Raw genomic sequence first — 24,274 nt, 5'->3', positions numbered from 1 at the left:
AGCGGCGCATCAGCCAAGCCAGACGCCTCTTCCCCCACCAGAAGCGTCGCCCGCGCCGACGACGCCCCATTCCCCCCCCGCGTCGTCGCGCGGGCAGTTTTCCGGAAATCGGAGCCGGTCCGCTTTGAACGCTCTCGTCCGTATCGCCCTGCAGCGCCCCTATACGTTCATCGTCATGGCGCTGCTGATCACGATCTTCGGCGTGCTGGCCGCCCTTGGCGCTCCGACCGACATCTTCCCCGAGATCAAGGTGCCCGTCATCGGGGTGGCCTGGCAGTACGCCGGCCTGTCGCCGAACGAAATGGCCGGCCGCATCGTCACACCCTATGAGCGGGTGCTGTCGACGACGGTCAACGACATCGACCACATCGAAAGCCAGTCGCTGCCCGGCATCGGCGTCGTGAAGATCTACTTCCAGCCCGGCGTCGACATCCGCACGGCGACGGCCCAGGTGACCTCGATCTCCCAGACCGCGGTCAAGCAGATGCCCGCTGGCACGACCCCACCGCTGATCATCAACTACAGCGCCGCCACGGTGCCGATCCTGCAGTTGGCCCAGTCGGGGAAGGGCCTGTCGGAACAGAAGCTGTTCGACCTGTCGCAGACCGTCGTGCGGCCCGGCCTGATCAGCGTTCCGGGGGCGGCGATCCCCTATCCCTATGGCGGCAAGGTGCGCCAGATCCAGATCGACCTGGACCCCGTGGCGCTGCAGTCGAAGGGCCTTTCGGCGCAGGACGTCTCCAACGCCATCGCCGCCCAGAACCAGATCCTGCCCGCTGGCACGGTCAAGATCGGCACGTTCCAGTACAACGTCCAACTCAACGACGCGGCCCAGACGATCGAGGAGCTCAACAATCTGCCGATCAAGGTCGCCAGCGGCGCCACGGTCTATATCCGCGACGTCGCCACCGTTCGCGACGGCGCCCCGCCCCAGACCAACGTCGTTCACGTCGATGGGCAGCGCGCGGTGCTGTCGACGATCCTGAAGAACGGCTCGGCCTCGACCCTGGCCATCGTGCAGGGCATCAAGGACCGCCTGCCGGGCATCAAGGAAACCCTGCCCGACGAATTCAAGATCACCCCGCTGAACGACCAGTCGCTGTTCGTGAAGGGCGCGATCTCGGGCGTCGTGCGGGAAGGCGTCATCGCCGCGGCCCTGACCAGCCTGATGATCCTGCTGTTCCTGGGCAGCTGGCGCTCGACCGTGATCATCGCCGTCTCGATCCCACTGGCCATTTTGGCGGCCATCGCCGCCCTGACCGCCATCGGTCAGACGATGAACATCATGACCCTGGGCGGCTTGGCCCTGGCCGTCGGCATCCTGGTCGACGACGCCACGGTGACGATCGAGAACATCAACTGGCACCTGGAGCACGGCAAGGACGTCCGCACTTCCATTCTGGACGGCGCCCAGCAGATCGTCGTCCCCGCCTTCGTCTCGCTGCTCTGCATCTGCATCGTTTTCGTGCCGATGTTCATGCTGAAGGGCGTGGCCGGCTTCCTGTTCGTGCCGATGGCCGAGGCTGTGGTCTTCGCGATGATCGCGTCGTTCATCCTGTCGCGGACCCTGGTCCCGACCCTGGCGATGTATCTGCTCAAGCCCCATACGCCCGAGCGCCTGGACTACGAGCACGAGGCCGAGCACGGTCACGCCGGCGCGCCGTCGCGTAATCCGCTGGTCCGCTTCCAACGCGCTTTCGAAACCAGCTTCGGCCAGGTGCGCGAAGGCTATCGCGACTTGCTGCGGATGGCGCTGGGCTCCAGTCGCGTGTTCATCCTCGGCTTCCTGGCCATCATCGTGGTGTCGTTCGCCCTGGTTCCGATGCTGGGCCGCAATTTCTTCCCATCGGTGGACGCGGGCCAGATCACCCTGCACGTCCGCGCGCCCGTGGGCACGCGCCTGGACGACGCCTCGCTGCTGTTCGGTCGCGTGCAGGACGCGATCCGCCAAGTCGTGCCGCCCGACGAGCTGAACTCGATGGTCGACAACATCGGCATCCCGAACAGCGCCATCAACATGGTCTACAGCAACTCGGGCCTGATCGGACCGCAGGACGGCGACATCTTCGTCAGCCTCAAGCCCGAGCACCACCCGACCGCCGCCTACGTCAAGCGCCTGCGCGAGGAACTGCCGCGCCAGTTCCCCGGGACGACCTTCTCGTTCCTGCCGGCCGACATCATCAGCCAGATCCTGAACTTCGGCGCCCCGGCGCCGATCGATCTCCAGATCGCGGGGCCGAACGCCCAGGCCAACCGCGCCTATGCCGAGAAGATCATGCGCCGCCTGCGCGGCATCCAGGGCCTGGCGGACCTGCGTCTTCAGCAGCCCGCCGGCGCGCCGCAGCTTCGCGTCGACGTCGACCGCTCGCGCATGGCGCAGTTGGGCCTGAACGAGCGCGACGTGACCAATAGCGTCGTGGCCTCCCTGGCCGGCAGTTCGCAGGTCTCGCCGACCTTCTGGCTGAACCCCAAGAACGGCGTGTCCTATCCGATCGTCGCCCAGGTGCCGGAATACCGGATGAACTCGCTGGCGGACCTGGAGAACATCCCCATCACGGGCGCCGGCAAGGACACCCAGATCCTGGGCGGCCTGGGCGTGATCCGACGCGATAGCGCGCCGGCCGTGGTGAGCCACTATGACATCCAGCCGGTGCTCGACATCTACGCCACGACCCAGGGCCGCGACCTGGGCGCGGTCAGCGCCGACATCGAAAAGGTGCTCAAGGACCTGGCCGCCGAGCGTCCGAAGGGCGCGACGGTGAACCTGCGCGGCCAGATGGTGACCATGAACACCGCGTTCTCGGGCCTGATCTTCGGCCTGATCGCGGCGATCGTGCTGATCTACCTGCTGATCGTCGTGAACTTCCAATCATGGCTGGACCCGTTCGTGATCATCACCGCCCTGCCCGCCGCCCTGGCCGGCATCGTCTGGATGCTGTTCGCCACCGGCACGCCCCTATCGGTGCCCGCCCTGACCGGCGCCATCATGTGCATGGGCGTGGCCACGGCCAATTCGATCCTGGTGATCAGCTTCGCCCGCGAACGGCTGGACGCCACCGGCGACCCGCTGCAAGCGGCGATCGAGGCCGGGTTCACGCGTTTCCGCCCAGTGCTGATGACGGCCCTGGCCATGATCATCGGCATGGCGCCCATGGCGCTGGGCCTGGGCGAAGGCGGCGAACAGAACGCGCCGCTGGGCCGGGCCGTCATCGGCGGGCTGATCTGCGCCACCATCGCCACCCTGTTCTTCGTTCCCGTCGTTTTCCGCCTCGCCCACGGGCGCAAGGCCGTGCACAGCGCGCCCGCTCCGAACACGGACGGCCCGCTCCTCGGAGAGTCCCATGCCTGAGACCGCTTCCGTCTCGACTCCCAAGCCGTCCCGCCGTCTCAAGCTGATCGGCGCCGGCGCGGCCTGCGTAGCCGTCGCGGTCGTCGCCGCGGGCGTCGTCACCCGCGTCCAGGCCGACCAGTCGCTGAAGGCTTGGAACCGAGCCCAGGCCATCCCGACCGTCGGCCTGGCCCCGGTGAAGGGCGGCGGCGCGCGGGATCTCGTCCTGCCCGGCCAGTTGCAGGCCTTCTACAACGCCCCGATCCACGCCCGCGTCAGCGGCTATCTGAAGCGCTGGTACGTCGATCTCGGCGCGCCGGTGAAGGCGGGCCAGCTGCTGGCCGAGATCGACACGCCGGACCTCGACCAGCAGGTCCTGCAAGCCCGCGCCAACCTGGCCACCGCCCAGGCCAACCAGCGCCTGTCGTCGATCACGGCCAAGCGCTGGGAGGGCCTGGTCGCCCAGGACGCCGTCTCGCGCCAGGAAGCCGACGAGAAAATGGGCGACTTGGCCGCCCGCAACTCGGCCGTCAACGCCGCGCGCGCGGACCTTGACCGCCTGTTGGCCCAGCAGTCGTTCAAGCGGATCACCGCGCCATTCGACGGCGTGGTCACGGCCCGCAACACCGATATCGGCCAACTGATCTCGGTCGGCGGGGCGGCCGACACGGCGCTGTTCACGGTGGCCGACCAGAAGAAGCTTCGCGTCTATGTCAGCGTGCCGCAGAACAATTCGGCGCTGATCCGTCGCGGCCTGACCGCCGCTCTGTCGCTGCCGGAATATCCCGGCCAGACCTTCAAGGCCGTGGTCGTCAACGACGCCCAGGCCGTGGCCGCCAACGGCGCCATGCTGGTCGAGCTGCAGCTGGACAATCCCGACGGCAAGCTGAAGCCCGGCGGCTACGCCCAGGTCGCCTTCAAGCTGCCCTCCGCCCCGATGGCAACCACCTTGCCGGCGACCGCGCTGATGTACCTGCACGACACTCCGGCGGTCGCCGTGGTCGGCCCCGACAGCCACGTCCACCTGCGGCCGGTAAAGATCCAGCGCGATCTCGGGACCGAGATCGAGATCGGCGCGGGCGTCCAGGCGGGCGACAAGGTGGTCAACAACCCGCCCGAGTCCCTGGCCGACGGCGATCTGGTGCGCGTGACCAGCGCGCCCGCCAAGGGAGGCGCGGCGAATGCCAAGGGCTGAGACCGCGATCGCGGCGATCCTGGCGTGCCTGACGCTCGGCGCCTGCGCCGCCGCGCCGGCCTACGCCCCCCCGAAGGTGGAGACGCCGGCCGCCTTCAAGGAGATCGGCCCCTGGACTCCGGCCGCGCCCGCCGACGCCGAACCGCGCGGCGCCTGGTGGAGCGCCTATGGCGATCCGGTTCTGGACGACCTGGAGGCGCGCGCCGAAAAGGCCAACGCCACCCTGGCCGCCGCCGTCGCCGCCCACGACCAGGCCGACGCGCTGGCCGCCCAGGCCAGGGCCGCGTTCCTGCCCGAGATCACGGGCGCGGGGACCGGCGCGCGCTACCACCGCTCGGACAACACGCCGCTGCGCGTGGGCGGTCCGGACGACTATTCAAATATTCAGCTCGGGGCCAGCACGTCCTACGAGCTGGACCTTTGGGGCCGCGTCCGCGCCCAGGCCCGGGCGGCGCGCGACCAGGCCCAGGCCAGCGACGCCGACCTGGCCAATGTCCGCCTGAGCCTTCAAGCCCAGTTGGCCGACGCCTATCTGGCGCTCCGAGGACTCGACGCGCAGTCGAAGCTGTTGGCCGACACGGCCGACGCCTACGATCGGGCTTTGAAACTCACCACCATCCGCCACGACGGCGGCGCGTCTTCGGGACTGGACGTCGGCCGGGCCCAGAACCAGCTCTCGACCGCCAAGGCTCAGATCTCGGATGTCGCGGCCCAGCGGGCGCTCTACGAGCACGCCATCGCCGTCTTGGTGGGCGAGCCCGCCTCGAGTTTCAACCTGCCGCCCCTGGCGACACGCCTGAAGCCGCCGACGATACCCGTCACCCTGCCCTCGGCCCTGCTGCAGCGCCGCCCAGACATCGCCGCCGCCGAGCGCCGGGCGGCCGCCGCCAATGCTCAGGTCGGCGTGGCCCAGGCCGCCCGCTTCCCAGCCCTGACCCTGGGCGGCGCGGCGGGCTGGCAATCGGCCGGCAAGGTGGCCCTGCTCGCCTCGCCGAATACCTACTGGATGATCGCCCCGCAGTTGGCCGGCCCGATCTTCGACGGCGGCCGTCGCAAGGCCGGCGTCATCGCGGCCCGCGCCGCGTTCGACCAGGCCGCCGCCAACTATCGCGGCGTCGTGCTGGGCGCGTTCCAGAACGTCGAGGATCAACTGGCCCTCTCCAATCGCCTCGCCGAGGAGGCTAAGGATCAGACAGACGCCGTCGACTCCGCCCAGCGCACCGAGACCTTGGCCCTAACCCGTTATCGCCAGGGCGCGGCCAGCTATCTGGAGGTCGTCACCGCCCAGACCGCGACGCTTCAGGCTCAACGCGCGGCCCTGTCGCTGGAGACCCGCCGCCTGCAAGCCAGCGTCGATCTGGTGCGAGCGCTCGGCGGCGGTTTCTCGGCCGAGAGTCTGAAGCGCTAATCGTCCAGCAGATTGACGGCGCGCCGGACCGCGATCAGACGCTCGCCCGTGTCGGCGTCCCAGTAGCGGGTGTGTGTAAAGCCGGCCAGCTTGCCCTTAGTCGAGAGGTCGATGTCGACGACGCCCGGTCCGAACGCTTCGCGCAGCGGACCGCTGATCTGGTCCCCCATCACCACCCAATGGGCCGGATCATGGACATTGGTCCAGCGCACCACCGCGAACGGCGCGGCGTGGTGCAAGCTCCAGAGGTCGGGCGCGCCCCTGGGGTCGGGCTGATAGACGATGTGGGTCGGACGGTTCAGCCCCACGGCCCCCGCCTTCCGGGACGCGGAGACGGACAGGGTCTCGCGTTCGGGCGGAGAGGTCGGCATCTCCCGCTCCCGCTGCCGCCGCCGCAGGTCCCCCTTCCCCTTGGCCAACAGGAACTCGGCATGGGTGAGCGGGCTGCCCAGGGTGACCAGGTCGCTGATCAGCCAGCGCGCGTCGGGCTCCGAGCCCGGGCCGCTTCGCGCGACGAGCGCGCGCCTCAGATCGGTCTGGGCGGCGATGAACACCGCTCGCCGGACGGGATCATCCTTGTGCTCCGACAGGTCCGCGCCGGTTTCCTCGACCCGCGCGAGGGCCTCGAACGCCGTGGAGCCGACCGTGACGCGGCGAGCGCGCGCCTGCTCGGCCCAGAAATAGCCGACGAGGTCATAGGCCAGGATCGTTCCCAGGCTATGCCCGACGACGACCACGCGCGCATAGTCGTCATTGGCGTGCAGCGCCCGCAAAAGCTTGAGCCCGCGCTCCCGCACGGCCGCCCGCGCGGCGATGTTGTCCGGGTCGGCGCGGGTATAGCGAACCACCCGGCCGAAGGTCTTGCGCGCGAACATCTGCAAGGCGACCGGAATGGCCGCCGCGGCCGCCAGCGCCCATTTCTGGGGAAGATCCGGAAACCATGCGCGCCACCGCGCGTCGGGCACAAGACCGACCGCCCCCAGCAGCAGGAAGACGATGGTCAGCCCCCACAGGCCAAGCCAGGCCAGTCGCACGTCCCTTGGCGTGGTCGACCACGTGCGAAACAGCAGGCCCCGCACCCAGCCCGTGAACTGCTCCCAAGTCGATCCCGCGGTCAGGTCCGCCCAATAGAGCTCATAGAAGTCCGTCTGAACCCCATCGGGAAACGCCCGACTGTCGCGGCTTCTCTGGGTCGTGAAGCGGCGGAGCTCCAGAGAACCGGTGCGAACGTCGGGCTTGCTCCAAATGCCGTCGTACTTCCGGCCCTTGGCGTCCTCGAACACCACTGCATCGTCGGTTTTCCAGATCGTCTGGACGAAGCTCTTCAGCGTCTCCATCGGGATCTGCTCGCCCATGCCGTGGATCAGCACCACGGCCTGCCGGGCGCCTTTCGGCGGCTCGGGGGGTAGCGCCGCCGCTTCAGCGCCTCCTCCAGCCTCGGGCTTCGCGTCCTCCGCCACCGGCGCCTCCCTGGAGCCCCTTCCGATCCGATTGATCCAATCAGATCGGAGAAAAGGTCTGCAAATCAAGAGTTTAGAGAATTTTTCGATCCGATAGCCGTTTCACACCTATCGGAAAATGCATCTAGTGGTGATGCTCCGCGGGACCATGGGCCGTGGCGATGCCGCCATAGCCGTCCGGCACGCCGATCAAGACGTTCTGCATCATGCCCTGATCCTCGTGGTCCAGGATGTGGCAGTGCAGGACGAACTCGCCGATGTAGCGCTCGTAACGGGTGCGGGTGACGATGTGGTAGTCCTGCTTGACGAACAGCGTGTCCTTCCACTGGCCGATCACACCGTCATAGTCGGGATCGTAATTGGCCTTGTCGATCGGATTGGTGACGTCGAAACCGGCCTTGTTCTTCACCGAGACGATCTGGAACGGATTGACGTGGATGTGGAACGGGTGGCCGACGAAGGCCGAGGTCAGATGCCATTCCTGGACGTCCCCCAGGATCAGCGGCCGGTCGATGCGGCCGGGGTCATAGGGCTGACCGTTGACCTCGAACTTGGTCGGCTTGGCGTTGACGTCGATATTGAACACCAGTTCCTGCGGCGGCGCGGTCAGTTCGGTCTGGTCGATGGTCTTGTGCCAGACGAACTTGGAGAGCTTGAGCCCACTGTTCAGGTCGGCCACCACCTGATCCTGGACGGTCCCCGCGGGAATATTGCGCTTCGCCGCCGCGACCATCATGGCCTTCAGAGCCGCCTCGGTGTCCACGCCCTTGGTCGACGGATCGTCGTCCACCTGGGCGATGGCGAGGATGCGCGCATTTTCAGCCTGTTGCGTGGGACTGCTGCCGGCCGATGACGCGGCGTCCACCACGCAATAGGCCCCCGCCGCGGGGAAGTTGACCACCAGATCGGCCCGATAGCCCGGCTCCAGATGGCTGATCCCGGCCTTGCGCGCGTCCGAACGGGTCAGACCGTCCAGCGCCACCTCCCACAGCGGCACGGGCTTGGTCGCGTCGCAGTACTTATTCATCCACGCCGCCTGGTCGGCGGCCGGAACCTTTCTGAAATCAGGCGCTCCGGCCTTTTGCGGATAGATCGTGAAGAACACCGCCTCGCGCACGCCGCCGTGGACAAGCCGCCAGCGCTCGAAGCGTCCAGCCTTCAGGCCCGTGATCGCCGGCTGCACGACGCCATTGATCGAGGTGAACCGACCGGAATTCTGCCAGGTCGACTGCGGCGAGAACTGCTGGCTGTAGTTGCGGATCTCGCCCACCTGACCGGGCTTGCACACCCAGGGCTGCTTGCCGCCATTGGTCTCGATCTGGCTCTTGTCGTCGAAGCAGGCATACTGAACCTGCTGGAACAGCAGCACCTTGTCGGCGATAGCGCGGTTGGCCTCGTCGGTCAGCAGGATGTCGAGATCGCCCGGCGTCGTGGCGGTCGGCACGCGATCGTCCTTGATGATCAGCGCCCCGTCCATGCCGCTGGACACCTGCAGCGCGGTCGAGCCGTGCTTGTGCGGGTGGTACCAGAAGGTGCCCGCCGGGTGATCGGCCGGGACGTTGTACTCGTAGTCGAACGTCACGCCCGGATTGATCGAGATCAGCACATTGTCGCTGTTACCGGTCGGGGAGACCCACAAGCCGTGCGAGTGTAGATTGGTCTCGTTGAAGCAGTGCGGGACATTGACCTCGTCATGCTTGCACGGCCCCGGGGGCAGCTTTTTGCCATCCGGGCCAACGTCATAAAGGTTGTTCTTCAGGCTGATGCGCACCGTCTGGCCAGGCCGCATGGTGATGGTCGGGGCCAGGAACGGCGTGTTGGGATCGATCTGGCTTCCGCGATAGGAGCGCAGGCGCACCTTGTCGTTGGAAAGGGTCCAGGGGTTGTAGATCTGGCCGTCGGTGAACTCGATCGAAAAGCGATATCGGATCGTGTCGCGGGGATCGACATAGCTATCGCCGGCCTGCAAAGCGCTTTCCACCAGGGTGGGCTGCGCCATGACGCTCAGACGCGGAGGGTTCTGTTTCTCGACCTCGGGCCGCGCGGCCAACGGGTTGGCGAAGCTGCGGTTGACGGCGGCCGGATCGGGTTTGGGCGACGCCTCGGCCTTCTTCTCGGCGGCCTGGGCGGAGGCCGCGGCCAGCAGGGCGATCGCGGCGACGCCCAGGACATAGGCATGACGTCGGTTCATGGCGTTTGGCCTTTCCGGATCGGACGAAATACGGGACGCGAACGACACTCATTGGGCCGCCGTCCAGCGCGGCCGGCGCGGAACAGAGACATCCGTGGATTGAATATATCAATCCTTCCCCCTAAGGGCGAACATCGCTTATCGAACGCTGTTTGGAAAGTCGCTCCTTGCGATCACGCGCTACCGCGATGACATTTTTCAGCGTGAGACGTGATGAACGCCGCCGCGGCGGAAGGCCAATGATCAGCCGCACCGGCGATCACCGCGCCCTTGGAGTGTTCGATGCCCTGACGATGACGGCCGATTGGCTTGCCCAAGCACGGCGGACGGCACCCATTCGGTGAACACGCGGACTGAGCCGACGCGGGCCGCCATCCAGCCGCCCCCGGTCGCGAGCGTTCGATGGGAGCGCCTTGCCGTCATGCGATTGAAAGTCACCGTTAAACCCCAGACTCGTCTTGCGGCGTATCGGGCAAAGAAAAAGCCCGGCGATCGGCCGGGCTGAGCAAGTTGGGGAGGAAACGCCCCCGGGAGGGGCAGAGGCCCCTGGCCTCACGCCTGTCCACTTGGGGTCGACATAACGCCGTTCAAGGGGCGCGCGCGGAAAAACTTCCCGCTCCGCGCCCTTGGCTTGCCAAAGCCTTGTGGTATGAGCCCAACGGTCAGTAGGGCCTGCGCCCGAAGTGAGCGCCCGCCCATGTCCGATCCGAACGATCCCAACGACGGCCAACCTGAAGCGCCGGAGCCGGCGCCCAAGCCTCGCAAGCCCCGAAAGCCCAAGGTCGCTCCGCCCGTTGCGGAGGGCGCCGAGCCCGCCCCAGACGCCAAGGCAGCCGAAACACCCGCGCCCAAGCGCCCGCGCAAGCCGCGCGCCGCCAAGCCGACCGTCGTCCCCGCTCCCGCCGACGCGCCAGACGCCGAGGTCGAAGCGGTCTCGCCCCCAGCGTCCGACGCGCCCGAGCCCGAGGCGCTGGTCCAAGACGCGCCGCCCGTCGAAGCCGAGGTCGAGCTCCCCGAAGCGGTCGAGACGGTCCCCGAAGCCGCGCTCTCGCCGGCCGAACCGACCGAGACCGCCAAGCCTGCCAAGAAGCCGTTCTGGAAACAGCCCGCCTGGCTAATCGCGCCTGCCGTCGCCATAGCGCTGGTCGTCGTGCTGATCGCCTCGCTGTTCTGGTCGTTGCCGCTGAGCCGGGCGCTGGAGCCGCTGAACAATTCGGCCATCGTGCTGGTGGCCGAGGACGGCTCGCCGATCGCCAAGCGCGGCGCGCTGAAGGACGCCCCGATCGACGCTACGAAGCTGCCGGCCTACGTGCCCGGCGCCTTCATCGCCATCGAGGACCGCCGCTTCTACAGCCACATGGGCGTCGACCCGAAGGCCATCGCCCGCGCGCTCGGCAAAAACGCCAAGGCTGGCGGCGTGTCGGAAGGCGGCTCGACCATCACCCAGCAGCTAGCCAAGAACGCCTTCCTGTCCAGCGACCGCAACCTGCGCCGCAAAGCCCAGGAGGCCCTGATCGCGGTCTATCTGGAGGCCCGCCTCAGCAAGACCGAGATCCTGTCTCGCTATCTGTCATCGGTCTATTTCGGCGACGGCGCCTTTGGCCTGCGCGCCGCGGCCCGCCACTATTTCGGCAAGCCTCCAGAACAGCTCTCGATCGGCGAGGCCGCCATGCTGGCCGGCTTGGTCAAGGCGCCCTCCCGCCTGGCCCCGACCGCCAACCTGGAGGGCGCGCGCGAGCGGATGCGCGTGGTGCTGGCCGCCATGGTCGAGACCGGAACCATCACCCAGGCCCAGGCCGCCGCCGTTGACGATGTCTCGCCGATCTCGGAAGACGACAAGCTGCCCACCGGTTCCTACTTCGCCGACTGGGCCTTGCCCCAGGCCCGCGCCGCGATCGGCGCCCGCTACGGCGAGACCATCGTCAAGACCACCCTCGACCCGAAGATGCAGGAAAAGGCCGAGCGGATCCTGAACGACTTCATCCAGCGCGACGGCAAGGTGCTGAACATCACCCAGGGCGCCCTGGTGGCGATGCGCAAGGACGGGCGCGTCGTGGCGATGGTCGGCGGTCGCGACTACGGCAAGAGCCAGTTCAACCGCGCCGACGGCGCGCGCCAGCCGGGTTCGTCCTTCAAGCTGTTCGTCTATCTAGCCGCCCTGCAGTCGGGCATGACCACGACCAGCCCGATCTTGGACACCCCGGTCGAGGTCAGCGGCTACATGCCCAAGAACCACGAGGGCAAGTATCACGGCCGCGAAGTGCCGCTGATCACCGCCTTCGCCGCCTCGTCGAACGTGGCCGCCGTCCGCCTGGCCCACGACCTTGGTCCCGCCAAGGTGATCAAGGTCGCCCGCGCCCTGGGCGTGACCGAGGAGATCCCGACCGACCTGACCATGGCGCTGGGCACCGGTCCGATGAGCCTGACGCGCCTGACGGCCGCCTACGCCTCGATCGCCGCGGGCCAGTATCCGATCGTCCCGCACGCCCTGGACACCTTCAAGGCGCCGAAGACCACGGCCTATGACCCCAAGGTGCTGACCGGAATGCGCGACCTGTTGCGCTCGGCCACCCACCGCGGCACCGGTCTGGAAGCCGCCATCGACGGCGCGTTCGGCAAGACGGGCACCACCCAGAACTATCACGACGCCCTGTTCGTCGGTTACGTCGACGACCTGGTGGTCGGCGTCTGGGTCGGCAACGACGACAACAGCCCTATGAACGGCGTGGTCGGCGGCGGCGAACCGGCCAAGATCTGGAAGGCCTTCATGCTGGCCGCCCTGAATCGCCCGGCTCCCGTCGCGCCGGTCGAGGACCCTCTGGCGGACCTGGGCCTTGGCCCCGAGGACGGCGAGCTTCCAGGCGGCGCGGCGATCCCGACGCCGCCGACGCCGGACGCCGCGCCAAACAGCGGCGTTCCCCAGCCCCCGCCGGCTCCATCCGCGCCCGCTAGCCCGACCGCGCCGCGCCCCTAGAGCGTGACGCCGAAAGTGGGAACCGGTTTCGGCGCGAGTCACGCTCTAGGTATTTGATTTAGAGCCCTTGGATTAGAGCGCGGCGAGGTAGGCGCGGCTGAGCCGCACCAGTTCGTCCTCGAGCGCCTGGCTCTCGAGGAAATCGACGCCCTCCAGCACGGCGGCTCGCATGGCGCCATGCACCGCGCGCGAGAGAACGAAAGCCTGGACGCGGGTCAGAGAACGTCCCTGGGCGTCGGTCAGGCCCGCCTCCGCCGCCGCGAAGCGCTCAGCCAGTTCGGCGTGGTCAGCCCGCGCCAACAGCGCCGAGACGGCGATCCGCCGGGCTCTCGTCCGCCCAGCGAAGGCGCCGACGAAGGTCCTGATGATGGCGCGATCCCTGGCGACCTCGCCCCGCTCGCCTTCGACCACCGCCAAGACAGCATCGCGATGCGCCTCGGTCTCGCGTAGGGCCAGAGCGCGCAGGATGGCGGCCTTGTCGGGGAAATAGCGATAGAGGGCGCCGATGCTGACCCCTGCCCGCTCGGCGACGGCGTTGGTGTTGAACCCAGCCTCGCCGGACATCTCCAGAACCTGAGCCGCCGCCTCCAGCACGACCTCGACGGTGTCCCGCGCGCGGCTTTGACGCGGCATTTTCCGCATGTTTTCAACGGCGCTCATCGCGGCCCTCCGTCCCTAGGAAAGTCGAGTAACAGAGCGCGGGCGTCTCCCCTAGCCTTCCCCGGCGACTTCATGGAGGCATGGCATGACCTGGGCGACCGACCGGCTCGACGCGCTGAAGGCGGGAACGGCGAACCCGCCCCCGATCGTCGAGACCCTTCGACTGGGCCTGATCGACGATTGGGGAGAAGGCTGGGTGCGAAAGACGTGGCGACCCGTCCCGGAACTGGCCACGGCGGATGGCTCGCTTTTCGGCGGCTATCTGGCGGCGCTGGCGGATCAGATCCTTGCCTTCGCGGCCATGACCGTCGTGCCCGGCGACCAGCTGTATCGGACAGTGAACCTGCAGATGAACTTCCTGAAGGTCGGGCGTGACGGTCCGCTGGCCATAGAGGCCCGGGTGGTGGCCCAGACGCGGCGGCTGATCACCGCGCGAGCTGAATTCCGCCGCAAGGATGGAATGCTGATCGCCGAAGCAACGGCCCAGCAGATCGTGACGCCCTTCGATCAATGGCCGGTCGAGCGGGCGGCCGTGGAGGGACTGACCTAATCCGCCACGAGCTTCCCCGCCGGCGGCACGCGGACGATGAAGTGGCCCTTCACGCCCTCTGGCCACTGACGGTAGGGCACCACGCCCTCGTCGCTGGCGGCATAGGCCACGGCGTAGTCGATGATCGCCCGCGCGGCCTCCGCCGTCGGTTCGAACCGGCCCAGGACATAGCCGATCTTGCCCGGCGCTCGCAGATGGATCGAGCAGTGCTGGCCGCAGTTGAACAGGCACGGCATCTCCTGCACCGCCACGCCCGTACCCGCCGCCGCCTCGCGCAGGGCGGCGGCGAGCAGCGCCCCGCCTCGCGCGCCATCGGGCGTCTCGCGCGCCTCGGCGGAGACGCGGCAGGTGTTGCAGACCACCACCGCCGGGCCGTCCTCGGCCTCGCGCAGGACGCTCAAAACTCGATCCCCGCCTGAGCCTTCACGCCGGCGCGGAACGGGTGCTTGACCTGGGCCATCTCGGTGACGAGGTCGGCGGCCTCGATCAGCGCGTCCGGCGCGTTGCGGCCGGTGATCACCACGTGCTTGCCCTCTGGCCGCGCGGTCACGACCTCCAGCACCTCGGCCAGCGGCAGGTAGTCGTAGCGCAGGATGATGTTCAGTTCGTCGGCGATGACCATGTCCCAGTCGTCGGGATCGAGGATGCGGGCCTTGATAACCTCCCAGGCCTCGCGGGCCACGGCGATGTCGCGGGCGCGGTCCTGGGTGTCCCAGGTGAAGCCCTCGCCCATCGGCCGAAACTCGACCTGATCGGCGAAGGCGTCGAACACCACCTTTTCGCCGGTGGTCATCGCGCCCTTGATGAACTGGATGATGCTGACCCGATGGCCGTGCCCGATGGCGCGGCAGGCCATGCCCAAGGCCGCCGTCGTCTTGCCCTTGCCCGCCCCGGTGTGGACGATGAGCAATCCCTTCTCGATGTTCTTCTCGGCCATCAGCTTGGCCCGAGCCGCCTGGATGGCCTTCATCCTGGCGTTATGACGCGCGTTCTTTTCAGCCTCGTCCAGCGGTGCTTCGTTCATCGTCCGTCCTTCGCCGGACACCCCGCCGGCAAGCGTTGATGTGACGAAGGCCGGTCTCCTGGCTTACGCCCTCCTGTCGCGGCGCCTTCCCAGGATCTCTCCCAGTGGCGTGTGCCGCGACGATCGACGGACGATCACAGTTGCGGGGGCAGCCGCGGATTGTCACCGCGTTCCCGGAGGCCTTGCGGCCTCCATGCCTTCCCCTCCCGCGTAGGCGCGCCTGGCGGGAGGGTCAAGCGTCGTGCGTCAGTTGGGCAGCGTCAGGCGGTAGACGAGGATCAGGCTGTCGTTGTCGCCGACCCCGCCTTCGCCCTTCAGCGACGCGTCGAAGTCGACGCCGTTGACGCGGCCTTTCGCGGTCTGGAAGTCGTTGTCGCTGCCGACGAACAGGAAGACGTCTCGCGGCGCGGCCGGATCCAACGCCGGCGCCAGGGCCATGGCCTCCAGCTTTTCGGGCAGGCTGGTCGGGGTCGAAGGCTTGGTGTCCAGGTTCTGGCCGAACCGGGCGAGTTGCACTGGGTTGAGGATGTTGACCAGCTCGGCCTGGGCGGCCGGCTTGATATTGGCGTTCAGGACGCCGTCCTTGGCCACCGGCTTGACGTCCTGGTCATAGGGCGCGCCCGCCAGGTTGGTCGCGGCCGACACATCCACCAGCAGGATCGACTTGAACACCGTCCCTCGTCCGTCCTCGCGGCCTCGACCATTGCTGTCGCGCGACAGCACCAGGAAGCGATCGCCGCTCAGGGCCAGCATCTCGGACTGCGCCGCCGTGCCATTAGCCGGCCCGCCATCGCCATTCTCACGGACGACGGGCAGTTGCAGCACGTAGTCGCCGATCGGCGTCTTGGGCGTGCGGGTCTTCGAGATATCGTAGACCAGGATCCGCGTGTTGTTGCGCGTGGCCTTGCCTTCGCCGGAGTCCTGGATCGTGGCGCTCTGCAGGATGGTGATCAGGCGCGTCCCGTCGGGGCTGACCGCCACCGCCTCCAGGCCTTGGTTGTTGCGGCGACCGGTGGTCGGCGGCTTTTCGGCGTTGAAGTTCAGCACGCCGTTGGTGATCGGCTTCAGCGCCGGAACCGTCTCGATCGCGCCGATCTGCAGGCCGGTCTTGTCGAACAGATAAAGGCCCGCGGCGTACTCGTCCGAGACGTAGAAACTCCCGTCCGGCAGATAGGCCATGCCCTCGCTGTCGAGGCTGATCTTGCCCGCACCCTCGCCGCTGGCGGGCGACGGATAGTGTATACCGTCGCGGACGATGACGTTGTCGCCGGGGTCCTTGCCGGTGAACGGCTGGCCAGTCTGGTCCTTCAGCAGGAAGCCGCCGGTCGGGACGATGACCAAGCCCTTGCCTTCATACAGGGTGACGTCGTGGATGTGGACGCGGTTGGCGTAGTCCGTCGTGCCCTTGACCGAGCCGACGTCGTTGGGGCCGCGGTCCGGCAGGGTCTGGATGACGCCCGAATAGGAACCGTCGGCGTTCTTCTTCCACTGCTTGACATCCAGCGCCATGCTGGAAAAAGAGCCTAGCGTGTCGCCGTTGAAGTCCCGCGTCGCGGCGGGAACGCGGCCGACGGCCACCAGCCCGTGGTTGACATAGGTCTTGCCGCCAAACGTAACCGTGACGTCGCCCGGGCTCATGTCCCGATGCGGCGTCAGATAGCTTGGTGCCTGGGCGAGAGCCGCCCCGGTCGCCAGCGGCGCGCAGAGGCCCAGGGCGAGCGCGCCCGCGACGATTCCAGCCAGACGAGCGCGCGACATCGGATATTCCCTACTGGAAGCGATAGCGAACCGTGGCGCCCACGGTGCGCGGGTTGCCCTTAGGCCTTCCCCGACAAGTTCCGCGCCCGGACCTGGACGTCAAGGCCGCGCCACGGCGCTTCGCTGTTAAGGCCTTCCCGCGTATGTTTTGTGACGCTCGACGGTCGAGGACGGCGCGCTCACCCCGTGGCCATGGCCGCGAACATGGCCAGGGTCGCGGCGGCCATGACGGCCGTGGCCAGCCAGCCGAAGCTCTTCAAGGCGGGACCGGCGATGAACCGGCCCATCTGATCCCGTCGGGAGACGACCACCATCATCACAACCATCATCGGCACGGCGATGACGCCATTGATCACCGCGCTCCAGAACAACGCCTGGATCGGATCGATGCGCAGCAAATCGATGCCGACGCCCAACAACGTCGCCGCGCCGATCACGGCGTAGAATCCGACGGCTTCCCAGGGCTTGTTGTCCAGGCCGCAGGTCCACCCGCGCGTCTCGCCCACCGCGTAGGCCGCCGAGCCGGCCAGCACGGGCACCGACAACAGGCCGGTGCCGATAATCCCCAAGGCGAAGAGGAGGAAGGCGAACTTGCCCGCCGCCGGCTCAAGGGCCTTGGCGGCGTCCGCGGCCGTGCCAATCTCGCGATGACCGCTCGCGTGCAGGGTGGCGGCCGTGGCGATCATGATGGCCAAGGCGATCAGGTTCGAGACCGCCATGCCGAAGAAGGTGTCGAACCGCAGGCGTCGCAGTTGCGGCCGCGCCTGGTGCGGAGCTTCCTTCAGCGGCTTGGCCGCGTCGTCGTGCTCGACCTCCTCGACCTCCTGGGCGGTCTGCCAGAAGAAGAGATAGGGGCTGATCGTGGTGCCGAAGACCGCGACCACCGTGGTAAGCGCGTCCTTGGACTTCAGCATCGCCGGGTCGGGAAGGACCAGGCCCCGACCGACGGCGGCCCAGTCCAGCTTCACCACCAGGACCACCGCCACATAGGCCAGCAGCACCAGGGTCAGCCATTTCAGGATGCGGACGTACTTCTTATAGGGAACGAACATCTGCAACAGCAGGGAGATCACCGCGAACGCGATCGTGAACAGATGCGCGCCCCGTCCCGCCAGCAGTTCCGCCGACGCGCCCATCGCCGCCAGGTCCGCGCCGATATTGATGGTGTTGGCGACGAACAGCAGGATGACGAGGCCGGTGACGGCGCCACGCGGGATCACCGCGCCCATGTTTTGCGCCAGCCCCTTACCGGTCACCCGGCCGATCCGAGCGCTGACCAGCTGGATCGCGCTCATCAGCGGATAGGTCAGGATCAGGGTCCAGAGCAGTCCGTAGCCGAACTTCGCGCCGGTCTGCGAATAGGTGGCGATGCCGCTGGGATCATCGTCCGCCGCCCCGGTGACAAGGCCCGGACCCAGTTGCTCGAATAGGGCGATCGACCGGATGCGGCGACGTAGAGAGACCATGAACGACTCCGCTCGGTTCCGGCGTTGGAAGACGTGACGGAGCAACACGCGGAGGCCCTCGGACGTTCCTCGAAACGCTACGGGGCATGGTCGGCCGAGGCCGCGCCCTGGCCGCCACGCCGTGGACGCGTCCGGGCCAAGCCTCTAGATCAATGGCGTTTCCAGGAGTTCGTCCCTTGACCGTCACCGTCTATCACAACCCCAAATGCAGCACCTCGACCAAGGTGGTGGCGCTCCTGCGCGACGCGGGCCACGCGCCCAAGGTGGTCGAGTACTTGAAGACCGGCTGGAACCGCGAACAGCTGCTGGACCTGGTTCGACGCTCCGACACCGACCTGAAGGGCCTTCTGCGCGAACGTGGCACGCCGGCCGAGGAACTGGGCCTTCTGAAGGCCGATGTCTCCGACGAGGCGATCCTGTCCGCCATGCTGGAGCATCCCATCCTGGTGAACCGCCCGATCGTCGACGGCCCCAAGGGCGTCGTCCTGGCCCGGCCGATCGAGAAGGCGTTGACGGTCGTCTGACCTATAATCCGATTACGGATCATCAGGGCCTTCGCGCCATGGCGGCTTGTCCGGCGTGTATTCGTGGAAGCCCGTCCGGATCCCGGGGTCGTCGTCGAGACAGTTGGCGGCGATGGCGAAAACCCGTCCATTCCCCGGATCGCCCAGCGCTGATCCGCAGCGACGGCAGAAGGCCCGCACGAAGCGGAATGGCGGCCTGGGGTGGTAGCGCGTCACCAGGTCCCGCCCCGCCGTCCAGGAAAACGCCTCGGCCCGCACGAAGACGTAGGTGCTGGATCCAGCCTTGCGGCAGCGCGAGCAGTGGCACGTCCCAATCAGAGCCGGCGGCTCGAACAGCTCGAAGCGGACGCTCCCGCAGCAACAACTGCCCTTTATGATCAATGCGCGTCTCCCGGATCGACGGGAGCATTGTGGCCTGCCCCTGCTGCCGGCCGGCTGTCAGCAACACGCGCCTTGAATCCGGCGCGCGAACCGATCATGTCCCTGCGCGTCGAAGGGGAAAGTCAGATGGAAATCGAAGTCTCGGCCGAGGCCAAGGGCAAGGCCTTGAACCGCATGGTGGCCATCACCGTCGTGGTGCTGTCGGTGTTTCTGGGCATTATGAAGATCAAGGACGACAACCTCGTCCAGGCCATGCAGCAGGCCAAGGCCGACGCCGTCGACACCTGGGGCGAGTATCAGGCGACCCGGACCAAGCTGCACATCACCGAAGCGTCCCTGGACGAAGCGACCCTGCTGCGAAACGCGCTGCGTCCCAGCGATGCCGCCGACTTCGACAAGCGCCTCGCCGAGCTGAAGGCCCAGATCGCCAAGTACAAGGCCGAAGGACCGCTGCTGGCGGCCAAGGCCAAGAGCTTCGAGAAGCTGTATGACGACTTGAACTATCACGACGACCAGTTCGACATGTGCGACGCTCTGGTCTCGATCGCCGTCTCGACGGCGGCCGTCGCGGCCCTGACCGAAAGCGCGGTCGTGCTCTACGTCAGCTGGACGTTCGGCGCCCTTGGCGTGCTGATGGGCCTGTCGGGCTTCTTCGGCTGGGCCATCCACCCGGACTTCATCAGCAAGCTGCTGAGCTAGTTAGCGCGTCCGCGAGGTCATGCCGGCGGCGGCCGCGTCGTCGGCGACCTGCGGATCCAGCGGTTGCGGCTGTCCGGCCGGTCGCTCGGGCTGAACGGGAGGAACCGGCGTCGTGGTCGTGACCGGCGCGGCGGCCTCAAGTCTATGGGCGGGGGCGGATGGTGACTTGGCGGACATGGCCGCCGTGGCCGCGTCATCCGCCGCCGTGCGGGTCTCCGAGGGCCCGTCCTCATAGCCGCCGTCACCGGCGCTGAGGAACAGGATGGTTCCGAACGTGGTCAGCACGCCGACGATAAAGCCCAGAACGACCCAACCGAACGGATTGCCGCGACGCTCGCTCATCTAGTCCCTGTCCTTGGTTACGTGCCCTTCCATTGCCGGACCGGACCGACGTCGACGTGCACGAAATTGCTCTCTGGATAATAACCCACGCCGCCACGTCCGAGATCCAGGGCCGCGGCCCTGATGTGCTCCAGCGCGACATCCTCCAGATAGATGTCCATGGCCTTGCCGTCCATGTGCAAGCTGTGCTTGGCGACCTCGCCGCTGCGCTCGCGCAGCAGCTTGTTGGTTGCGGGCGAGCGATAGCCGGAAATGACCTGGAACGGGCTCTTGCTCTCGGTCTTGGCCCGGATCTGGTCGAGAATGTCGTAGAGGCCCGGATTCATCGGGTGAACCTGATCGTTGCGATAGTCGCGCAACACCTTGTTCAGGGCCTGAACCGCGTCTGGAACATAGCCGCCGTTCTCCCAATACGCGGCTTCCAGCTTCTCGCCCGTATGGACATTGTGCAGATGGACCCAACGGGCCTGGGTCACGGCGGGTCTGGCCGCCACAAGCGGCGGGGGCGAAAGCGCCAAGGGCGGGGGCGTGATGTTCGGCTGCTTGCCCTCCAGGATCGCGCCGATGATGTCGTCGTCCGCCCGCGCGTCCGCGGCTGGCAAGAGACCGGCGCCGAGCACGCCGAGCCCCATCTGGAGCAGCTTCCGTCGATGCATGGTACGCCCTTGACCCGACACTAAAACGCCGGGGAGGACACCCTAAAAGTTCCCGAAGATCAAGCTGAGCCGGGACGAAGTGCGGCAATCCGCTGCACCAGCTCGCGATCCCAGCCATAAGGATCATCTCGGAAATTGACCTGCCCATCGGGGGTCACATAGGCCGTCCAATAGAGCAGGAAGACCGCGATCTGCTGAGGCAGCTTCGCGCGCACGGTTTCGCCGGACGCCAGGGTTTCGTCGATCTTTTCGGGGGTCCAGATCGGGTCGCCAGCCATCAGCGCCTTGGCCAATTCGATCGGTTTCTGCAAGCGCACGCACCCGTGGCTGGCCAGGCGGCTGAAGCTGTCGAACTTCGAGCGGCTGGGCGTGTCGTGCAGATAGACCCCATAGGGGTTGTTGAAGTCGAACTTCACCTGCCCCAGCGCCGCCTTGGGCCCAGCCTTCTGCTGCAGGCGCGAACCGCCATCGCCGGTCGGGATGACGATGAAGTCGTTTCGAGCCAGATAGCCCGGATGCGCCCGCTCCTTGGGCCACAGCTCCTTGGCGGCGATGGTCGACGGCACGTTCCATGGCGGGTTCAGGACGATCGAGTGGATCATCGACGACAGCATCGGCGTCTCGTCGCCCGGGCGGCCGGTGACCGCGCGCATGGTCAGGGTCGGGGTGTCATGGCTGAACACCGACAGGATGGCCGCCGCGACATTGACCTGGATCCGGTCGGCCGGCAGGGTCTGGGGCAGCCAGCGCCAGCGCTCCATATTGGCCTGGATCTGGTCGATGCGCCGCTCAACGGGCGTGTTCAGCGCGTCCAGGGTCTTCTTGTCCACCACGCCGTTCGGGTTGAGGCCGAAGCGTTTTTGAGCGCGCTGCACCGCCTGGGTCAGGGCCGCGTCGAAGATGGGCGCGCCATCGACGGCGACGGTCGGATCCTCGGCGGCCAGGCGCGCCTCCAGGGCCACGACGCGAGGGCCCGTCGAGCCTTCCTTGAGCGGCGCTCCAGGGGCCACCGGGAGCCAGCCGCCCTTGGCCGCGATGTCGCGATAGGTGACAAGCCCCTTCTGCAGGGTCTGATAGCCGGTATAGGGCGGCGGCAGGTTGGCCAGCCAATCCGCGAGGCGATCCTGCTGGATCGCCGCCACGAACTCGGGCGCTGGATCGTAGGCGGCGGGGCGCAGGCCCCATTCATTCATGAAACCGCTGGCCGGCAGCCGCCCCGTATGGACGGCGCGGGCATAGGACAAGGTCTTGGCGATCAGTTGGGCTTGGCCCGAGGCGCGCGCGTTCGGATCGCGCGAGGAGAGCAAGGCGATCGCCTGATCCGGCGCGAAATCGGTCGGCGCGAAGCCATGCAGCGGCGCGTCGGTCAGCGTTCTCAGCAACGTGTCGATCTGATCCGAACGCAGCGAGACCTGGTAAGGGTCAACTGGCGGCGCGTAGCTCCTGGGTTGGGCCGGAATGACGGGCGCGTTCTGGGGCTGCTGCTGCGGCGGACGCCCGCCGGCCAGCGGCGGCCGCTGGGACTGGGCGAGCGCGGAGGCGGCGGTCAGGAGGCCGAGCGCGATCGCCGACGCCGCGCTCAAGGTTTTCATCACTCGCATCACTCTCGAACAGGCCCGCCCGCGCGTTACGCGGCCGCGCCGCGTTAAGGTTTCAATGGCTGGTCGGGGCGGTCGCCGTCAACGCGAGTAGCGTGAAAGACGAGCCTCGCGCCCCTCCCGACGCCGGTTTTCTCGAAAGAGGAACCCGCAAGCCACACCGTCGGTTTCACCGAAAACGGGGAATACCCGCAACGGCCCGGGGCGTGACCATGACCAAACCTTCCCAGAAGACGCTGGACCTCTTTCCGATCGGCAACTGCGCGGTCAGCGCGCTGATCGATACGGCCGGGCGCTTCGTCTGGGCGTGCGCGCCGCGCGTCGACTCCGATCCCATCTTCAGCGCCCTGCTGGACGACGCGGATCCGGACGGCCCGACGGCCCAGGGCCTGTGGGACGTGCTGGTCGAGCGCCGCGCCGAGGTGCGCCAGGGCTATCTCCGCAACACGCCGATCCTGCGCACCGAGATCGCCGACGAGGACGGCGCGCGGATCGAGATTCTGGATTTCGCGCCCCGCTACCAGCAGTTCGGCCGAACCTTTCGCCCGACGGCCTTCGTGCGCCTGATCCGGCCGGTGGTCGGCGTCGCGCGGATCACCCTACGCGCGCGTCCCACGGCCGACTGGGGCGCGCGGGCGGCCGAGCACACCTCGGGCTCTAACCACATTCGCTATCTGTGCTCGGACATGACCCTGCGCCTTTCCACCGACGCGCCGGTCTCGCACATCCTGGAAGAGCGCACGTTCCGTCTGGAGCGTCCAATCGCCATGTATCTGGGCGCCGATGAAGGCTTCGACGCGCCGATCGGCCCCACCTGCGAGCGGATGCTGCGCGAGACCGACAGCTATTGGAAGCATTGGGTTCGAGGCCTGGCCGTGCCGCTGGAATGGCAGACGGCGGTGATCCGCGCGGCCATCACCCTGAAGCTCTGCATGCACGAGGAAACCGGCGCCATCGTCGCGGCCCTGACCACCTCGATCCCCGAACACGCCGACAGCGGCCGCAACTGGGATTATCGCTACTGCTGGCTGCGTGACGCCTACTACGTGGTCCAGGCGCTGAACCGCCTGGGCGCGGTCGACGTCCTGGAAAACTACCTGGGCTATCTGCGCAACATCGTCGACCGGGCCGACGGCGGTCATATCCAGCCGCTGTTCGGCGTGGGGTTCGAGGAGCGGCTGACGGAACGTTTCGCCCCCGCCCTCCCCGGCTATCGCGGAATGGGACCCGTGCGCGTCGGCAACCAGGCCTTCGAGCACATCCAGAACGACGTCTACGGCCAGATCATCCTGTCGACCGTCCAGGCCTTCTTCGACGAACGGCTGCTGCGACCGGCCACCGTCGAGGACTTCGAGGCGCTGGAGCCCGTGGGCGAGCGGGCGTTCCAGCTGCATGACCAACCCGACGCCAGTCTCTGGGAGTTCCGCGGCCGCGCCAATGTCCACACCTATTCGTCCGCCATGTGCTGGGCCGCGTGCGACCGGCTGGGCAACGCGGCCGAAAAGCTGGGGCTGAAGGACAAGGCCGCGTTCTGGAACGGCAGGGCGGCCCATGTTCGCAAGGTCATCGAGGACCGGGCCTGGAACGACCAGCTGGGCCGCTTCGCCGCGACCTTCGAAGGCGACGAGCTGGACGCCTCTCTACTGCAACTGGTGGATCTGCGCTTCCACACCGCCGACGACCCGCGCAATGTCGCCACGCTCAGGGCCGTGGAGGAGGGCCTGCGGCGGGGAGCCTATCTGCTGCGCTATGCCATCCCCGACGACTTCGGCTCGCCCCAGACGGCGTTCAATATCTGCACCTTTTGGTTGATCGAGGCCCTGCACCTGTCGGGCCGCTCGGACGAAGCGCGGGCGCTGTTCGAGGACATGCTGTCGCGCCGCACCGGCGCGGGCCTGCTCTCCGAGGACATCGGCTTCGCTGATGGAGAGCTCTGGGGCAATTACCCGCAGACCTATTCCCTGGTGGGCCTGATCAACTGCGCCGTTCTTTTGAGCCGCCCGTGGACCTCCGTGCGGTAGACAGCCCCGCGTTCGGGAATCGATGTTGCGACGCCGGAA

At 67.5% G+C, this 24,274-nt stretch carries 19 protein-coding genes and 1 riboswitch; of the genes, 8 read left to right on the top strand and 11 right to left on the bottom strand.

Translation table 11 applies throughout. The features are described from left to right. Window positions 1–124: 124 nt before the first annotated feature. Genes FCU40_RS02640 through FCU40_RS02630 form a run of 3 tightly spaced genes read left to right on the top strand, consistent with a single transcriptional unit; the run spans window position 125 to window position 5,931 of the window. Complete coding sequence (locus tag FCU40_RS02640) at window positions 125–3,349, top strand: efflux RND transporter permease subunit (protein WP_168072713.1); 3,225 nt, start codon at window positions 125–127, stop codon at window positions 3,347–3,349. Further along, window positions 3,342–4,523: an efflux RND transporter periplasmic adaptor subunit gene (locus tag FCU40_RS02635; protein ID WP_168072711.1), complete on the top strand. Its 1,182-nt coding sequence runs from the start codon at window positions 3,342–3,344 to the stop codon at window positions 4,521–4,523. The genes FCU40_RS02640 and FCU40_RS02635 overlap by 8 nt, the downstream gene beginning before the upstream one ends. After that, entirely contained in the window at window positions 4,510–5,931 is a 1,422-nt protein-coding gene (locus tag FCU40_RS02630; RefSeq protein WP_168072709.1) for an efflux transporter outer membrane subunit, read from the top strand. The genes FCU40_RS02635 and FCU40_RS02630 overlap by 14 nt, the downstream gene beginning before the upstream one ends. Here the strand turns inward: FCU40_RS02630 and FCU40_RS02625 are convergent. Then, window positions 5,928–7,391 carry a lipase family protein gene (locus tag FCU40_RS02625; protein ID WP_168072707.1) on the bottom strand — a complete coding sequence of 488 codons (1,464 nt, stop codon included), beginning with the start codon at window positions 7,389–7,391 and terminating at the stop codon, window positions 5,928–5,930. The genes FCU40_RS02630 and FCU40_RS02625 overlap by 4 nt on opposite strands. A 124-nt stretch (window positions 7,392–7,515) precedes the next feature. Continuing rightward, window positions 7,516–9,582 (bottom strand): multicopper oxidase domain-containing protein, encoded by a 2,067-nt coding sequence (locus FCU40_RS02620; protein WP_168072705.1) that lies wholly within the window; start codon window positions 9,580–9,582, stop codon window positions 7,516–7,518. A gap of 697 nt (window positions 9,583–10,279) precedes the next feature. Between FCU40_RS02620 and FCU40_RS02615 the strand changes: the two genes are divergently transcribed. Next, window positions 10,280–12,556, top strand: coding sequence for a transglycosylase domain-containing protein (locus FCU40_RS02615; protein ID WP_168072703.1), 2,277 nt, complete (start codon window positions 10,280–10,282; stop codon window positions 12,554–12,556). Window positions 12,557–12,628: 72 nt separating this feature from the next. Here FCU40_RS02615 and FCU40_RS02610 read toward each other — a convergent pair whose 3' ends face one another. After that, window positions 12,629–13,216, bottom strand: a complete 588-nt coding sequence (locus FCU40_RS02610) for a TetR/AcrR family transcriptional regulator (protein ID WP_168072701.1) — start codon at window positions 13,214–13,216, stop codon at window positions 12,629–12,631. Between the two features lie 85 nt (window positions 13,217–13,301). Between FCU40_RS02610 and FCU40_RS02605 the strand changes: the two genes are divergently transcribed. Further along, a complete protein-coding gene (locus tag FCU40_RS02605) occupies window positions 13,302–13,766 on the top strand; it encodes a PaaI family thioesterase (RefSeq protein ID WP_168072700.1) in 465 nt (154 codons plus the stop codon). Here FCU40_RS02605 and FCU40_RS02600 read toward each other — a convergent pair. The 4 genes from FCU40_RS02600 to FCU40_RS02585 all read right to left on the bottom strand — a co-directional run bounded on the left by FCU40_RS02600 (window position 13,763) and on the right by FCU40_RS02585 (window position 18,014). Continuing rightward, window positions 13,763–14,167, bottom strand: coding sequence for a DUF1636 domain-containing protein (locus FCU40_RS02600; RefSeq protein ID WP_168072698.1), 405 nt, complete (start codon window positions 14,165–14,167; stop codon window positions 13,763–13,765). The two genes, FCU40_RS02605 and FCU40_RS02600, sit on opposite strands and share 4 nt — an antisense overlap. Next, a complete protein-coding gene (gene cobO, locus FCU40_RS02595) occupies window positions 14,164–14,790 on the bottom strand; it encodes a cob(I)yrinic acid a,c-diamide adenosyltransferase (RefSeq protein ID WP_168072696.1) in 627 nt (208 codons plus the stop codon). Before cobO ends, FCU40_RS02600 begins: the two co-directional genes overlap by 4 nt. A gap of 30 nt (window positions 14,791–14,820) precedes the next feature. Further along, window positions 14,821–15,006, bottom strand: a riboswitch (cobalamin riboswitch). A gap of 30 nt (window positions 15,007–15,036) precedes the next feature. Continuing rightward, the gene (locus FCU40_RS02590; RefSeq protein WP_168072694.1) at window positions 15,037–16,548 is read right to left on the bottom strand and encodes an esterase-like activity of phytase family protein; all 1,512 of its coding nucleotides are present in this window, start codon (window positions 16,546–16,548) and stop codon (window positions 15,037–15,039) included. Window positions 16,549–16,727: 179 nt separating this feature from the next. Beyond that, entirely contained in the window at window positions 16,728–18,014 is a 1,287-nt protein-coding gene (locus FCU40_RS02585) for an Nramp family divalent metal transporter (protein WP_168072687.1), read from the bottom strand. A gap of 176 nt (window positions 18,015–18,190) precedes the next feature. On the opposite strand from FCU40_RS02585, the gene FCU40_RS02580 reads away from it, so the two are divergent. Continuing rightward, window positions 18,191–18,538: an arsenate reductase family protein gene (locus FCU40_RS02580; RefSeq protein ID WP_241693533.1), complete on the top strand. Its 348-nt coding sequence runs from the start codon at window positions 18,191–18,193 to the stop codon at window positions 18,536–18,538. A gap of 12 nt (window positions 18,539–18,550) precedes the next feature. On the opposite strand, the gene FCU40_RS02575 is transcribed toward FCU40_RS02580, so the two are convergent. Continuing rightward, window positions 18,551–18,919 (bottom strand): GFA family protein, encoded by a 369-nt coding sequence (locus FCU40_RS02575; protein ID WP_168072684.1) that lies wholly within the window; start codon window positions 18,917–18,919, stop codon window positions 18,551–18,553. Between the two features lie 126 nt (window positions 18,920–19,045). Between FCU40_RS02575 and FCU40_RS02570 the strand changes: the two genes are divergently transcribed. Next, a complete protein-coding gene (locus FCU40_RS02570) occupies window positions 19,046–19,618 on the top strand; it encodes a DUF4337 domain-containing protein (RefSeq protein ID WP_168072682.1) in 573 nt (190 codons plus the stop codon). Here FCU40_RS02570 and FCU40_RS02565 read toward each other — a convergent pair whose 3' ends face one another. Genes FCU40_RS02565 through FCU40_RS02555 form a run of 3 tightly spaced genes read right to left on the bottom strand, consistent with a single transcriptional unit; the run spans window position 19,619 to window position 22,220 of the window. Continuing rightward, window positions 19,619–19,960: a hypothetical protein gene (locus FCU40_RS02565; protein WP_004616816.1), complete on the bottom strand. Its 342-nt coding sequence runs from the start codon at window positions 19,958–19,960 to the stop codon at window positions 19,619–19,621. Window positions 19,961–19,977: 17 nt separating this feature from the next. After that, the gene (locus FCU40_RS02560) at window positions 19,978–20,616 is read right to left on the bottom strand and encodes a DUF882 domain-containing protein (RefSeq protein WP_168072680.1); all 639 of its coding nucleotides are present in this window, start codon (window positions 20,614–20,616) and stop codon (window positions 19,978–19,980) included. Between the two features lie 59 nt (window positions 20,617–20,675). Next, window positions 20,676–22,220 (bottom strand): L,D-transpeptidase family protein, encoded by a 1,545-nt coding sequence (locus tag FCU40_RS02555; protein WP_168072679.1) that lies wholly within the window; start codon window positions 22,218–22,220, stop codon window positions 20,676–20,678. A gap of 206 nt (window positions 22,221–22,426) precedes the next feature. On the opposite strand from FCU40_RS02555, the gene FCU40_RS02550 reads away from it, so the two are divergent. Then, the gene (locus tag FCU40_RS02550; RefSeq protein ID WP_168072678.1) at window positions 22,427–24,235 is read left to right on the top strand and encodes a glycoside hydrolase family 15 protein; all 1,809 of its coding nucleotides are present in this window, start codon (window positions 22,427–22,429) and stop codon (window positions 24,233–24,235) included. Window positions 24,236–24,274 lie beyond the last annotated feature (39 nt).

This window comes from Caulobacter sp. SSI4214 (assembly GCF_012184455.1).
In the GTDB taxonomy this organism is placed as follows: domain Bacteria; phylum Pseudomonadota; class Alphaproteobacteria; order Caulobacterales; family Caulobacteraceae; genus Caulobacter; species Caulobacter vibrioides_E.
This window is presented reverse-complemented; position numbering and strand designations above follow the sequence as displayed.

Excerpts from the sequence above, each read along its gene's own strand:
- FCU40_RS02635 (WP_168072711.1), top strand. The coding sequence starts at position 3,342 with ATGCCTGAGACCGCTTCCGTCTCGACTCCCAAGCCGTCCCGCCGTCTC.
- FCU40_RS02630 (WP_168072709.1), top strand. The coding sequence starts at position 4,510 with ATGCCAAGGGCTGAGACCGCGATCGCGGCGATCCTGGCGTGCCTGACG.
- FCU40_RS02620 (WP_168072705.1), bottom strand. The coding sequence starts at position 9,582 with ATGAACCGACGTCATGCCTATGTCCTGGGCGTCGCCGCGATCGCCCTG.
- FCU40_RS02615 (WP_168072703.1), top strand. The coding sequence starts at position 10,280 with ATGTCCGATCCGAACGATCCCAACGACGGCCAACCTGAAGCGCCGGAG.
- FCU40_RS02610 (WP_168072701.1), bottom strand. The coding sequence starts at position 13,216 with ATGAGCGCCGTTGAAAACATGCGGAAAATGCCGCGTCAAAGCCGCGCG.
- FCU40_RS02605 (WP_168072700.1), top strand. The coding sequence starts at position 13,302 with ATGACCTGGGCGACCGACCGGCTCGACGCGCTGAAGGCGGGAACGGCG.
- cobO (WP_168072696.1), bottom strand. The coding sequence starts at position 14,790 with ATGAACGAAGCACCGCTGGACGAGGCTGAAAAGAACGCGCGTCATAAC.
- FCU40_RS02590 (WP_168072694.1), bottom strand. The coding sequence starts at position 16,548 with ATGTCGCGCGCTCGTCTGGCTGGAATCGTCGCGGGCGCGCTCGCCCTG.
- FCU40_RS02585 (WP_168072687.1), bottom strand. The coding sequence starts at position 18,014 with ATGGTCTCTCTACGTCGCCGCATCCGGTCGATCGCCCTATTCGAGCAA.
- FCU40_RS02570 (WP_168072682.1), top strand. The coding sequence starts at position 19,046 with ATGGAAATCGAAGTCTCGGCCGAGGCCAAGGGCAAGGCCTTGAACCGC.
- FCU40_RS02565 (WP_004616816.1), bottom strand. The coding sequence starts at position 19,960 with ATGAGCGAGCGTCGCGGCAATCCGTTCGGTTGGGTCGTTCTGGGCTTT.
- FCU40_RS02560 (WP_168072680.1), bottom strand. The coding sequence starts at position 20,616 with ATGCATCGACGGAAGCTGCTCCAGATGGGGCTCGGCGTGCTCGGCGCC.
- FCU40_RS02550 (WP_168072678.1), top strand. The coding sequence starts at position 22,427 with ATGACCAAACCTTCCCAGAAGACGCTGGACCTCTTTCCGATCGGCAAC.